General features: G+C 76.0%; 9 protein-coding genes. 3 read left to right on the top strand and 6 right to left on the bottom strand.

The window, feature by feature from the left end; all coding sequences use genetic code 11:
* Window positions 1–190 precede the first annotated feature (190 nt).
* From QNO07_RS13575 to QNO07_RS13555, 5 genes are all read right to left on the bottom strand, one after another.
* Window positions 191–922: a TSUP family transporter gene (locus QNO07_RS13575; RefSeq protein WP_283992147.1), complete on the bottom strand. Its 732-nt coding sequence runs from the start codon at window positions 920–922 to the stop codon at window positions 191–193.
* A 9-nt stretch (window positions 923–931) separates the two neighbouring features.
* The gene (locus QNO07_RS13570; protein ID WP_283992195.1) at window positions 932–1,975 is read right to left on the bottom strand and encodes an N-acetylglucosamine kinase; all 1,044 of its coding nucleotides are present in this window, start codon (window positions 1,973–1,975) and stop codon (window positions 932–934) included.
* 44 nt (window positions 1,976–2,019) lie between these two features.
* Entirely contained in the window at window positions 2,020–3,354 is a 1,335-nt protein-coding gene (locus QNO07_RS13565; protein ID WP_283992146.1) for a 6-phospho-beta-glucosidase, read from the bottom strand.
* Window positions 3,355–3,529: 175 nt separating this feature from the next.
* A complete protein-coding gene (locus QNO07_RS13560) occupies window positions 3,530–4,744 on the bottom strand; it encodes an ROK family transcriptional regulator (RefSeq protein ID WP_283992145.1) in 1,215 nt (404 codons plus the stop codon).
* A 91-nt stretch (window positions 4,745–4,835) separates the two neighbouring features.
* Complete coding sequence (locus tag QNO07_RS13555) at window positions 4,836–5,789, bottom strand: mechanosensitive ion channel family protein (protein ID WP_502961836.1); 954 nt, start codon at window positions 5,787–5,789, stop codon at window positions 4,836–4,838.
* A 205-nt stretch (window positions 5,790–5,994) separates the two neighbouring features.
* On the opposite strand from QNO07_RS13555, the gene QNO07_RS13550 reads away from it, so the two are divergent.
* Window positions 5,995–6,543: an HNH endonuclease gene (locus QNO07_RS13550; RefSeq protein WP_283992143.1), complete on the top strand. Its 549-nt coding sequence runs from the start codon at window positions 5,995–5,997 to the stop codon at window positions 6,541–6,543.
* Between the two features lie 110 nt (window positions 6,544–6,653).
* Here QNO07_RS13550 and QNO07_RS13545 read toward each other — a convergent pair whose 3' ends face one another.
* Window positions 6,654–9,974 carry a beta-N-acetylglucosaminidase domain-containing protein gene (locus QNO07_RS13545; protein WP_502961835.1) on the bottom strand — a complete coding sequence of 1,107 codons (3,321 nt, stop codon included), beginning with the start codon at window positions 9,972–9,974 and terminating at the stop codon, window positions 6,654–6,656.
* Window positions 9,975–10,415: 441 nt separating this feature from the next.
* Here QNO07_RS13545 and QNO07_RS13540 point away from each other — a divergent pair, with 441 nt between their 5' ends.
* Both QNO07_RS13540 and malQ read left to right on the top strand, forming a co-directional pair.
* Window positions 10,416–10,703, top strand: a complete 288-nt coding sequence (locus QNO07_RS13540; protein WP_283992142.1) for a hypothetical protein — start codon at window positions 10,416–10,418, stop codon at window positions 10,701–10,703.
* Window positions 10,703–12,814, top strand: coding sequence for a 4-alpha-glucanotransferase (gene malQ, locus QNO07_RS13535; RefSeq protein ID WP_283992141.1), 2,112 nt, complete (start codon window positions 10,703–10,705; stop codon window positions 12,812–12,814). Before QNO07_RS13540 ends, malQ begins: the two co-directional genes overlap by 1 nt.
* Window positions 12,815–12,816: the final 2 nt, after the last annotated feature.

Genomic DNA, 12,816 nt, shown 5'->3' with positions numbered 1-12,816 from the left:
TTGTTCGGATCGCGATCTGCCGCCGCACCCCGCGGCGGGTGGCGCCTCCCCGGTCGCCCGCCGGTGCCCTGGGCGGGCGCCGGACGGGTGGCGGACCCGCCGTGCGCGGACCCGCTGCCTACCGACACGCCTGCCGCCGCCGAACGGTTCCCCCCGCCCCGGGCCGGCTGCGCACCTTGGCTCAGAACGCTCAGAACGCCAGTAGGCCCTTCGTCGCGGTGAGCAGGCCGCCGCCCATCGCGAGACCGAGGACCACCTGGCGGGCGCGGTGCTCGGGGGTGCGGGCGGCGAGCAGGTGGCCGGCGACCAGGCCGACGGCCATGGCGGCGGCGCTCAACGCCCACGCCGGTGCGGGCAGGTGCGGCACGCCCTTCGCGGCGAGCGAGAACAGGTTGACCAGCAGCCCGTAGAACTGGGCGTTGGGCAGGAACTCCCGGGCCGTCCAGCCGGCGTTCACGGCGTACAGCGACACGGCCGGGCCGCCGAGCCCCGCCGAGGAGTTGAGGAAGCCGCTCGCCGCGCCCGCAGCGGCGGCACCGCCCCGGCCGCGCAGCGCCGGCACCCGCACCCCGCGCACCAGCAGCAGGACGGCGACCGTCACCAGCAGCCCGACGGCGGTGAGCAGCACCGGTTCGGGCAGCCGGCGGGCCACGTGGGCGCCGAGCGGCACGGTCAGCGCGGCGGCGGCGACCAGCGGCACCATGGACCGCAGCCGTACCCGCCGCCAGGTGGCGAGCAGCCCGACGCCGCTGATCGCGATGCCCGCGCAGTTGGCGAGCGCCACCCCGTCCAGCGGCCCCACCAGCAGCACCAGGCCGGGCGCCGCGACCAGCCCGAACCCGATGCCGACCATGCGCTGCACCGACGAGCCGAGGAACACGACGCCGCCGAGCAGGGGCAGGAAGTACCAGGTCGACGTCACCGGTCGAGGCTATGCCGTGGCCGCGCCGCCCCGGGCACCCGCCCTGCCCGGGTGCTCCGGCCGGCGCCCGGGGCGGCCGTAGTGCCGCCGCAGCGCGCGGTGCGCCGACGCGGGCGCGCCCAGGCCGTCCAGGGCGAGCAGCGCCGCGCCGAGCACCGGTGGCTCGGTGATCACCGAGACGGCCGCGTGCGGCGCGCAGGCGCCGAGCCCGCCGACGATCCGCCGGTGCAACTGCGGGTGCAGGGCGGCGACGACGCTGCCGCCGAGCAGGACCGGCACCGGCTCACCAAGCAGCCCCAGCCGGTCCAGGGTGACCCGGGCCAGCGCCACGATCTCGTCCGCCTGCCGGTCGACGAGCCCGCGGGCGACCGGATCGCCGTCCGCGGCGACCGCGAACAGCACCGGGGTGAGTTCGTGGCAGCGCGACTCGTCGAGGTCGCCCAGGTGCAGGGCCTCGATCAGCGCGTACATCGAGGGCAGCCCGAAGTGCGCGGGGAGCGCCGCGGCGAGGGCCGTCGGCTCGCCGCGGCCGTCGGCCGCACGGGCGGCGTGCCACAGTGCCTCGGCGGCCAGCCCGCCGCCACCGCCCCAGTCGCCGGAGAGCCGGCCGACGGCGGGGAAGCGGTGGGTGCGGCCGTCCGCTGCGAGGCCCACGCAGTTGATGCCCGCACCGCACACCACGGCAACGCCCTGCCTGGCCGAGCCGTCGTCGGGCAGCCCGGCACGCAGGATCGCGAAGGTGTCGTTGGCGACCTCGGTGACGCGTCCCCACTCCCGCTCGCGCAGCGCGGCGGCCAGCTCCCGCTCCTCACGCGGCAGGTCGGCGTTGGCCAGGCACGCGGTGACGTGCCCGACGGCGGGGGAGCCAGCCGCCTCCAGCGCCCGGCGCACAGTCCCGGCCAGGGCGGTGACAGCGGGGCCGACGCCGACCCGCGGCGGCTGGAAGCCGCCACCGCGCGCCGCGCCGAGCAGCCGGCCGTCGGCGGCGACCACCGCCACGTCGGTCTTGCTGTTGCCGGCGTCCACCGCCAGGCAGGCGCCCGTCCCCTGCACGCCGGCGGTCCCGGGTGTTCCGGCGGTCCCGGGTGCGCCGGACGTCAGAGCCACGCCAGGTGCTCCCGGTTGTGGGCGAGCAGCCGGTCGGTGAGCTGGTCGGCCAGGTCGTACTGCCCGACGAGCGGGTGGGCCAGCAGCGCTCGGAACACCCGTTCCCGGCCGCCGTTCAGGGCCGCGTCCAGTGCCAGCTGCTCGTAGGCGGTGACCCCGGAGATCAGGCCTGCGTACAGCGGGTCGACGGTCGGTGCGGGCAGCGGCCGGGCTCCGGCGCGGGTGATCCGGGCGGGCACCTCGACCACGGCGTCCTCGGGGAGGAACGGCAGGGTGCCGTTGTTGCGGATGTTGACCACCTGCACCTCGCCCTCGTCCGAGCCCGGTTCGCCGACCGCGCCGAAGTCGTCGCGGGCCTCGGCGTCCGCTGCGGCGTCCCCGGAGGCGCCGCGCAGCAGCGAGGCGGCGAGGTCCACGGCCGCCTCCGAGTAGAAGGCCCCGCCGCGTTCGGCGAGCAGGGCCGGCTTCTCCGCCAGCGCGGGGTCGGCGTACATCTCCAGCAGTTCCTTCTCCATGGCGGCGACCTGTGCGGCTCGCGAGGGCTTGCCGCGCAGCTCGTCCACGACCGCGTCGTGCGCGTAGAAGTACCGCAGGTAGTAGGACGGCACCACACCGAGCCGGTCGAGCAGGTCCCGCGGCAGCCGCAGGTCCTCGGCGATCCGGGCGCCGTGGTCGGCGAGCAGGCCGGGCAGCACGTCGATGCCGTCGGGCCCGCCCAGCCGCACGCCCAACTCCCAGCTGAGGTGGTTGAGCCCGTAGTGGTCCAGGTGCACCTGGTCGGCGGGCACGTCCAGCAGCGCGGCGAACCTGCGCTGCAGGCCGATGGCGACGTTGCACAGGCCGACGGCCCGGTGCCCGGCGTCGAGCAGTGCGCGGGTCACGATGCCCACCGGGTTGGTGAAGTCGATGATCCAGGCGTCGGGGTTGCTGCGGCGGACCCGCTCGGCGATGTCCAGTACCACCGGCACGGTCCGCAGCGCCTTGGCGAGTCCGCCGGCCCCGGTGGTCTCCTGGCCGACGCAGCCGCACTCCAGCGGCCACGTCTCGTCGCCGTTGCGGGCCGTCTGGCCGCCCACCCGCAGTTGGAGCAGGACCGCGTCGGCGTCGGCCACCGCGGCGTCCAGGTCGGAGGTGGTGGTGACCCGGCCGGGGTGGCCCTGCTTGGCGAAGATCCGCCGGGCCAGGCCGCCCACGAGTTCCAGCCGGTCGGCCGCCGGGTCGGCGAGCACCAGCTCGGACACCGGCAGGGTGTCCCTCAGCCGCGCGAAGCCGTCGACGAGTTCGGGGGTGTAGGTGGATCCGCCACCCACCACTGCGAGTTTCACGGGTTTGACTCCTGTCCGAGTGACGTTTTCGACGAAGGCCCGGTTGAGCGAGGAGCGGGAAGTGCTCCGGGGGACGGGTGCCCCCGGGACGGTCGGGGAACGCTTCCGCGGGCGGGTGGCTCCAGCGGCGTGAGGCGGGGCGGCGAGGGGGAGCGGCGACCGGGCGCGGGCCGGGTCAGCGGGAGGTGTCGAACACCTCGTCGCGGGTGGTGGCCAGGGCGCTCTCCAACGCGCCGATCAGCACGGGGTCCTCGGTGACCTCGCCGAGCAGCAACCGGGGCCGCGGCACCGCGAGTTCGGCCAGTTCCTCCTGGACGAGGGCGCGCAGCGGCTCGCCACCGGTGGTGAGCAGGCCGCCGGCGGTGACGATCAGCTCCGGGTCGAGTGCCGCGACAAGCGCGGCCAGCCCGGTGGCGAGACCGGTGGCGAACTGCCGCAACAGCTCGCCGTACGGGCCGCCGGCCGGCTCCTCGCCGCTCACCGCGCGGGCCAGCAGCGCGGCGGCGACCTCGGCGTGCGGGCCGGGCGGCGGGCGCAGCCCCAGGTCGCGCGCGAGGCGGACCAGGGCGTGCGCGCCGGCGAGTTCCTGGAACCCGCCGCCGCCGGAGCGCGCCACCCGGCGGACCAGGGGTGCGCCGGGCACCGGCATGAAGCCCACCTCGCCGGCGCCGCCGGTCCAGCCGCGGTGCAGCCGCCCGCCGAGCACGAGGGCGGCGCCGATGCCCTCCTCGTTCCACAGCAGCACGAAGTCCTGGTGGTCGCGGGCCGCGCCGCGGCGCTGCTCGGCGACGGCGGCGAGGTTCACGTCGTTGTCGTAGCCCAGCGGCATGGGCAGGGCGGCGGCCAGTTCGTCGAGCAGGGTCGGCGAGTGCCAGCCGGGCAGGTGTGAGGCGTAGCGCAGGCGGCCGGTGCCGGGGTCGAAGGCGCCGGGCGTGCCGATGACCACGCGGTGCAGTCCGTCGCGGGTCAGGCCCGCCTCCTTGGTGGCGCCGTCCACGGCCGACACCACGTGCTCCAGGGCCGATCCGTCCGGTCGCTGGCGACCTGGGGTACCGATCTCGCAGGTGCCCACGATCCGGCCGGTGAGGTCGGCGACGCCGGCCCGGACCCGGGCCGGGGTGACGTCGACGCCGGCCACGTGGGCGGCTGCCGCGTTGACGGCGTAGAGCTGGGCGCTGGGCCCGGGGCGGCCCTCGCTGGTGCCGGTGCCGACCACGAGCCCGGCGGCCTCCAACCGGGCCAGCAGTTGGGAGGCGGTGGGTTTGGACAGCCCGGTCAGCTTGCCGATCCGGCCGCGGGAGAGCGGGCCGTGGGTGAGCATCAGGTCGAGCGCGGCGCGGTCGTTCATGGCCCGCAGCACTCGCGGCGTACCGGGTGTGGTGCCGGCCATCACTCATCCTCGGCTACTGTTAGGAAGCTTTCCTGTTGCTGGTGGGTGACAGTAGACCCCGCAACACCGCACGTCAATGCAAGGCACAGCGTCAGGCGGGCGCCGACTTCGTCAGCTTCACGTCGCCGTCGGCACCGGCAGTGGCAGTGGCGGTGTCGTTGTCGACGAGGCGGATGCCCTGGGCGTCCAGCGCGCTCTTGATGCGCCAGCGCAGCTCCCGCTCGGCGGGCTTCGCCGCGCCCGGCATCGTCTTCACCGCGACGCGCACGACCATCGTCTCCATGGTCACCTCGTCCAGGCCGAGCACCTCGACCGGCTCCCACAGCTGCTCGTCCCACGGGGAGGACCGCGCCATGTCCGCGCCGGCCGCGGCCAGCGTCTCGCGGACCTTCTCCAGGTCCTCGTCGGCGCCGACCCGCACGTCCACCGCTGCCGTCGCCCAGCCCTGGCTGAGGTTGCCCACCCGCCGGATCTCGCCGTTGCGCACGTACCAGATCTCGCCCTCGTCGCCGCGCATCTTGGTCACCCGCAGCCCGATCTCCAGCACCGTGCCGGTCGCCGGACCGGCGTCGATCCGGTCCCCGACGCCGTACTGGTCCTCCAGCAGGATGAACATCCCCGTCAGGACGTCCATCACCAGGTTCCTGGCGCCGAAGCCGATCGCCACACCCGCGACACCCGCGCTGGCGAGCAGCGGGCCCAGGTTGATGTTCAGCACGGACAGCACGGTCAGCGCCGCGGTACCGAGGATGAGGAAGGAGGCAACACTGCGCAGCACCGACCCCAGGGCCTCCGTGCGCTGCTTGCGCCGTTCGGCGTTGACCAGCAGTCCGCCCAGCGGTCCGGTGGCGGAGACGGCCTCGGCCGAGCGGTTCATGCGGGAGATGAGTCTGCTGATGGTCCGGCGGACGACCGAGCGCAGCACCAGCGCGATCACCACGATGAGCAGCATGCGGAGCCCGGCGGCGAGCCAGCTCTCCCAGTTGTTCTGCACCCATCCGGCGGCGTCGCCTGCCCGCTGGTGCGCGTCGTCCACGGCGTCCACGGCCCACACACTAATGGCGGACAGGCCCTCACCACGGCCGGGTGACGGTCAGTCCGGCCCTGAGCTGGCGCGGATAGCGCGGGTGTGGCCGAAAACACGCGAAGCGCGTTACGCGATCGTGGTGGCGCGGCGGGCGGGGCCCGGGACACACTGAAGGAGATCGTCCCGGCGCGAGCCACGCGCCGCAGACGTACAAGGAGGCACCGTGCCGCATGTCCTGGTCCTCAATGCGTCGTACGAGCCGCTCGGCGTCGTACCGCTTCGCCGCGCGCTCATTCTCCTCCTCAACGACAAGGCAGTCAGCCTCGAGGAATCCGGCGCCCTGATGCACAGCGCGACCCGCGTCATGGCCGCACCCAGCGTGGTCCGGCTCAAACGCTTCGTCCGAGTCCCCTACCGCGGCCCCGTCCCGCTCACCAGGCGGGCGCTGTTCGCCAGGGACGGCGGTCGCTGCGCCTACTGCGGGCAGACGGCCACCAGCGTGGACCACGTCATCCCGCGCAGCCGCGGAGGCCCGCACGCGTGGGAGAACGTGGTGGCAGCCTGCCGCCGCTGCAACCACGTCAAGGCCGACCGGCACATCACCGAACTCGGCTGGCGGCTGCGGCACAAGCCCGCGCCGCCCTCCGGGCTCGCCTGGCGCATCATCGGCACGGGCCATCGAGATCCGCGCTGGCTGCCCTACCTGCAGCCGTACGGGGCGGATGACGACTTGGTCAGGCTCGCCAGGATCAACGGCAGGACGCCTGCCTGAGGTCGTTTTTTTTCTGCCCGGTGCACGCCGTACGGACGTCCCTGCGGTCGCGACCAGCGGGCCCGGTGGGCCCGCTGGGACGTCGGCACGGTTTCGCCGGACCGGGGTGCTCAGGGAGTGGCGCCGTCCGGGCGTGCCCGGTCGTAGGGCAGCACCGGGTACTCCGGCGCGTCCCCATCCCGGTCCGCGTTCGGCCCGCCCGGGCCCGCGTTGCGGCCGTCCTGCGGCGCCGTCGCGCCGTCGGCCTGTCCGCGGCCGTCGCGCGCTTCCCGGCCGGCTCCGTCCGCCTCGTCGTCCCCGGCGTCGTCGCCGTCCCGGTCGGCCGGGGCGGCGACGGGGAAGACCTCCACCGACCAGAGCGAGTAGCCGAACCGGGTCGCCCGCCGCTCGCCCTGCACCCGGACGAACCGGGTGTCGCCGGGCGCGTCGAGGCGGACCGTCTCCCGCCCGCCGCTGCTCTCGCCGACCACCGCGGCGGTACGCCAGCGCCTGCCGTCGCCGGAGACCTGCACCCGGTAGCGCGCGGCGTGCGCCTCCTGCCAGTGCAGCGCCACCGCACCCACCTCGGCCGGGCGGTCCAGCTCCACCTGCACCCAGGCGTCGTCGCGTTCCGTCGACGACCAGCGCGTCTCCGGGTCGCCGTCGGTCACCGCGGACGCCGGGAAGTCCGGCGTCTCCTCCCCCGAGGACTCGGCGCGGGCACCACGGGCCACGTCCCGGTCGGTGGTCGCCGGGGCCGCACGCACCAGCAGGGTCTGCTCGTGCCGGTCGCCGTCCGAGGACGTGAACACGATCGGCACCCGGTGGCTGCCGGGCGCCACGTCGGGACCCGCGGTGATCTCCACCCGCGCGGTCGCCTGGGCGCCGCGCGGCACCGTCACCCGGCGTGGCGCGCGCACGGTGAAGCCCTCCGGGGCGCGCACGGTGAGCCGGCCCGGCACGTCCTCGGTGCGGTGGGCGGTGAGCCGCACCTCCGCGCGGGTGGACCCGTCGATGACCACGTCCCGCTCGGTGCGGTCCAGTTCCATCGCGGTGCCCGGCGTGTCCGCGTACCAGGGCGTCACCTCGTGCACGACCGGCGCCGCCGAGTCCGGCAGCCAGCTCAGCCGGACCGCGTCGGCCCGTACGCCGTCCGTGCGCAGCTGCGTCCAGCCGCCCTCGGCCAGTTCGCCGACCGTGCGCCAGCCGCCGCCCGCGACCCGCACCTGCACCGAGGCGCGGGTGCGCGAGCCGGGGCCGGTCTGCACGGTCACCGCCTCCAGTTCCCTGGCCTGCGGCAGCCGGACCGTCATCGCGTGGGCCGCGCCGTCGTCGCCGGGTGCGCGGCGCGCCCGGTAGGCCGTCGCAGGGTCGCCGTCGGTGGCGGCCGACGCCGGGGCGCCGCGCTCGGCCGCCGGGCCGCCGGTGGCCTCGGTGCGCTCGGTGTCCTCGCGCCGGTCCTTGTCCGCGGCCAGGCCCGACCACGCGTCGGCGGCCTTCGCCGACCGCTTCAGGAACTGCGGCAGCACCCCCTTGCCGACCGTCACCGTGCTGCGTCCGGCGTCCTCGTCCAGGCGCTGGAGTTCCAGCCGGGCCTGCCAGGCGGCGGAGCCGTCGCCGCGGCGCTGGGCCAGCAGCATGTCCAGCGCGTGCTCGCCGGCCTCGCCCAGCCGCGCCAGCTGCCGCACCCACGGGTCCACCTCGGCGGCCAGGGCGCCCCCGGCGACCTTCTCCAGTCCCTCGGGCGCGTCCCGCAACTGCCGGAACGCCTTGCGCAGGTCGTTCGCCGCCGCCGTGAGCCGCTTGGTGTCACCGGAATCGCGGGCCGCCCAGAACTCGGCGATGACCGGCCGCAGGTACGCCGACTCCCGGTCGTCGAGCACCGAGGACGCGCCGTTGCGGGCGAACACCGACAGCGCGGTCCGGGCCTGCGGGTCGGGCCCGGCGAGGTCGTCGATCGCGGCCTGCCAGGAGGCGTCGGGCCGGTAGCCGCGCGGGTTCCAGGCGAAGTCCGCCGCGGTGAACAGCGGGATGCGGGACGCGGTGGGCTGCTCCATCGCGTTGGTCAGCACCGCGGCCGAGCCGGCCGCGACCGCCGGCTCCCGGCCGGTGTACGGGCCGAGGAAGACCCGGTCGTCGGCGAAGTCGTTCACCGGGTAGTTGTCCTGGGTGACCAGCCGGTGCCCGAACGCCTCGGTGGCCCGGGCCAGCTCGCGCCCGGTGATGGTCCGCGGCACCACGCCGACCCCGGTCCAGGCCACGTCCACCCGCCGGTCCAGCTTCGCGGCGAGCGCCGTGCGGTACTCCGTCTCGCCCTCCTGGTAGAACTCCGTGGGCAGCACCGACAGCGGCGCCGACCCCGGCCGGCGGGCGAGATGCGCGGCCACCGCGCCCGCCAGCTCCGCCTGCGCGGTGGCCGCCGCCTGGGGCCCGCGGCCGTACTCCGCGACGTCCGCGCGGCAGTGCCACTCGGTGTAGCTGACGTCGTCGAAGCGCAGCTGGAAGGCACCCACGCCCAGCGCCCGCATCGCGTCGAGCTTGCGCAGCAGGTCCCGCCGGTCCTTCGGGTCGGAGAAGCAGAACGACTGGCCGGGGGACACCGCCCAGCCCAGCACCACGTGGTTGGCGCGGGCCCGCTCGGCCAGCTCGCGGAACGCGGTCCGCTGCCCGGCCGGGTACGGGTCCCGCCAGCGCGTCTGCCGGTAGGGGTCGTCACCGGGCGCGTAGAGGTAGCGGTTCTGCTTGGTGCGCCCCAGGAAGTCGATCAGGTCCAGGCGCTGGCGGTGCGTCCACGGCTCGCCGAAGAAGCCCTCGGTGGTGCCGCGCACCGCGGCCGTCGGCCAGTCCCGCACTACCACGCCGGGCAGCCGGCCGTCCGCGGCCAGCTGCCGCAGCGTCTGGGCGGCGTGGAAGAGGCCGGCGCCGTCCGTCCCGGACAGCGCCACGGTGTCGCGCCCGCGCCCGTCGGGCCCGTCCACGCGGCCCACCGCGAGCCGGTAGCCGCCCGGCGGCAGGTCGGTGCGCTCCGGGGCGCGCAGCGCCCGCAGCGCGCGCTCGGCGTGGTCCGCCCGGCCCGCGCCCGCGGACACCACCAGCGCCCCCTCGGGCAGGTCCGCGCCGGGCCGCACCTCGGTGATGGTGCGTACCCCGGCCTCGTGCAGGGCCGAGCGCAGCGCCACCAGGGCGTCGGCGTCGGTGCCGCGCTCGGCGACGAGCACCGCCTCCGGCGTCACCCGCACGGCCGCACCGCCACGCTGCATCGACTGCGGGCGGGGCCAGACCGCGGGCAGCGCCGCATCGGCGTCCCGGTCGTCGCGGGTCGCCGCGGGGGAGGTCCCGTCGGGCTGCGGCGCCGCCTGCGCCACCGGCGCCCCGCCGAGCAGACCACCGACCACGGCCGCGACCAGGGCTGTCGCCCCGGCCCGCCGTCCGCTGTGCGCCACTGCGCCCACCCGGTCCCTCCCTGGTAGTCCTCGGGGCGCCCGGTCGGACCGGACGCCCGCCCGCCCGGCCGAGAGCGAACCGGTCGCCGCCCTCGTGCCGCCGCCGGGAGCCCCCGGGGCCGCCCGCACGCCCCACACGTCGGGCACGACCACACCACCGGTGTCCCGGGGTGTCAACGCGCGGGGGCGATATGCGCGGTACGTCCCGCCCGGCCCCGCCCTGGGCGCCTCGCGGAGGCCCTCGCGGGGTCCTGCCGGAACGCAAAAAACTGGTGTACGAATCGTCCTTCACCGCAGTCACTGGCGTCCCGACCCCGCCCCGGCCGACGATTCGCCGGTGCAATCGCCTCCGTGAGCTGGCTCACGTTCTGGTGGCGAACACGGATGGAGAAGCGTGCAATGGGTATGGCATCACCTGTCTCAGCCCTCTTCCAGGAACGGAGGCCGCCCGTGGCCGCGTCCGCAGAGCTGCTCATGTCCGCCCTCACCCCCCTGCCCCAGCAAGTCGGCCGAGCCGAGGACGGCGACCCGTCCAAACAGATCCTGGCCGGCCTCTCCGGTCCCGACTCGGGTCTTGACGGCTCCTTCTCCTGCGGCTGCTTCGAGGCGCCGCTGACCAGTGAGCCTCCCCTCGCCGACGTGGCACCGCTCACCAGCGAGTCGCCCATCGCCGCACAGCTTCCGCTGACCAGCGAGCCGACAGGTACCGGCTTCGGCACGGAGTCCTCGGAGATCTGATGAGTCGCCTGGCGCGGCTCGCCGCGGCTCACGGTGTCTCCACCTCCTACGAACCCTCCCCGGGCCGGCACGTGCCGGTGCCGGAGGAGACGGTCGTCTCGGTCCTCGGCGCGCTCGGCGTCGACGCCTCCACCCCGGCGGCGTTACGCGCGTCCCTCGCCGCGGCCGACGGCCCGTCCGCCCGGCTGCTCCCGGCCACCGTCGTCCAGCGCGACAGCCGCCCACCCGACCTGCCGGGCCTGCCCGAGGGCACCGCGCTGCGGGTCACCACCGACCGCGGCGACCACCGCGACCTCGGCCCCGGCCTGCCCGCCGGCGCCCACACCCTGCAGGCGTTCACCCCCGACGGCCGCTCCGCCCACGCCACGCTGCTCGTGGTGCCGGACCGCTTCCCGGCGCCAGCAGGCCGCTGCTTCGGCCTGCTGGTGCAGCTGTACTCGGTGCTGTCGCAGCGCTCCTGGGGTATGGGCGACCTGGGCGACCTCGCCGACCTCGCCGCCTGGGCGGGCCGCACCGGGGGCGCCGGCTTCGTCCAGCTCAACCCGCTGCACACGGCCGCCCCCGCGCCGTCCGGTGAGGCCACCGACCCGTCCCCCTACCGGCCCTCCTCCCGCCGCTTCACCGACCCGGTGCACCTGCGGATCGAGCAGGTACCGGAGTTCGCCTACCTCACGGGAGCGGCCCGCGAGCAGGCCGCCGAGCTGCTGTCCTCCGCCGCCGCGCTGCGCGAGGACGTGCTGCGCGGACACGCCCACATCGACCGGGACGCCGTCTGGCAGCTCAAGCGCCGCGCGCTGGAACTGCTGCACGCCGTGCAGCTCAGTCCCGGCCGGCAGGCCGAGTACGACGCCTTCGCCGCCCGGCAGGGCACCCCGCTCGACGACCACGCCCTGTGGTGCGTGCTGGCCGAGCTGCACGGCCCCGACTGGCGGCGGTGGCCCTCCGGCCTGGACGACCCGCGCTCGGCCCGCACCGCCCGCGCCCGCGCGCAGCACGCCGGGCAGGTGGAGTTCCACCGCCGCCTCGCCTGGCTGACCGACGCACAACTCGCGGACGCCCAGCGGACCGCACGCGAGGCGGGCATGCCGCTCGGCCTCGTGCACGACCTGGCGCTGGGCGTGCACCCCAGCGGCTCCGACGCGTGGGCGCTCCAGGACGCGCTGGCCACCGGCATGTCCATCGGCGCACCGCCGGACGCGTTCAACGCGGCCGGGCAGGACTGGGGGCTGCCGCCGTGGCGGCCCGACGCGCTCGCCGAGTCCGGCTACCTGCCGTACCGCGAACTGCTGCGCGCGCTGCTGCGGCACACCGGCGCGCTGCGCATCGACCACGTGATGGGCCAGTTCCGGCAGTGGTGGGTGCCCGAGGGGCGCCCGCCCACCGAGGGCACCTACGTGCGCTACGACGCCGAGGCGATGCTCGGCTCGCTCGCCCTTGAGGCGTGCCGGGCGGGCACCCCGGTGATCGGCGAGGACCTGGGCACGGTCGAACCCGGCGTCCGGGAGGAACTGGCCGACCGCGGCGTCCTGGGCACCTCCGTGCTGTGGTTCGAACGCGACTGGGGCACCGCCGGCTCACCCGGCAGCGGTGCACCGCTCGCGCCGCGGCAGTGGCGTGAGGGCTGCCTGGCCACCGCCACGACCCACGACCTGCCCAGCACCGCCGCCCGGATCAGCGGCGACCACGTGGAGCTGCGGCACCGCCTGGGCCTGCTCGACGGCGAGGTGGACGCCGAGCGGGCCGCCGACGCCGCCGAGACGGCCGAGTGGCTGGCCCTGTTCCGCCGGGACGGCCTGCTGCCCCCGGAGGGCCCCCGCGACGAGGAGGCCGAGGTCAGGGCCGCCTACCGGTTCCTCACCCGCACCCCGGCCCGCATGGTCGGCGTGTGGCTGCCCGACGGCGTGGGCGACCGCAGGCCGCAGAACGTGCCCGGCACCTGGCGGGAGTACCCCAACTGGCGGCTGCCCGTGGCGGACGGTTCCGGGCGTCCGGTGACGCTGGAGGAGCTGGCCTCCTCCCCGCGGCTCGCCGCGCTGCTGGCAGCCGTCCGCGAGGGGCTGGCCGGGCCGCAAGGCGACCCCGGACGCGCGGCCCGTCAGGACGTTCGCTAATT

The organism is Streptomyces sp. 549, from assembly GCF_030124175.1.
In the GTDB taxonomy this organism is placed as follows: domain Bacteria; phylum Actinomycetota; class Actinomycetes; order Streptomycetales; family Streptomycetaceae; genus Streptomyces.
Note: the sequence above shows the minus strand (reverse complement) of the source record. Positions and strands in the feature narration are given on the sequence as shown.

What these genes read in the sequence shown, in the direction of transcription:
- QNO07_RS13560 (WP_283992145.1), bottom strand. Translation starts at nt 4,744, where the DNA reads ATGGCCGGCACCACACCCGGTACGCCGCGAGTGCTGCGGGCCATGAAC.
- malQ (WP_283992141.1), top strand. Translation starts at nt 10,703, where the DNA reads ATGAGTCGCCTGGCGCGGCTCGCCGCGGCTCACGGTGTCTCCACCTCC.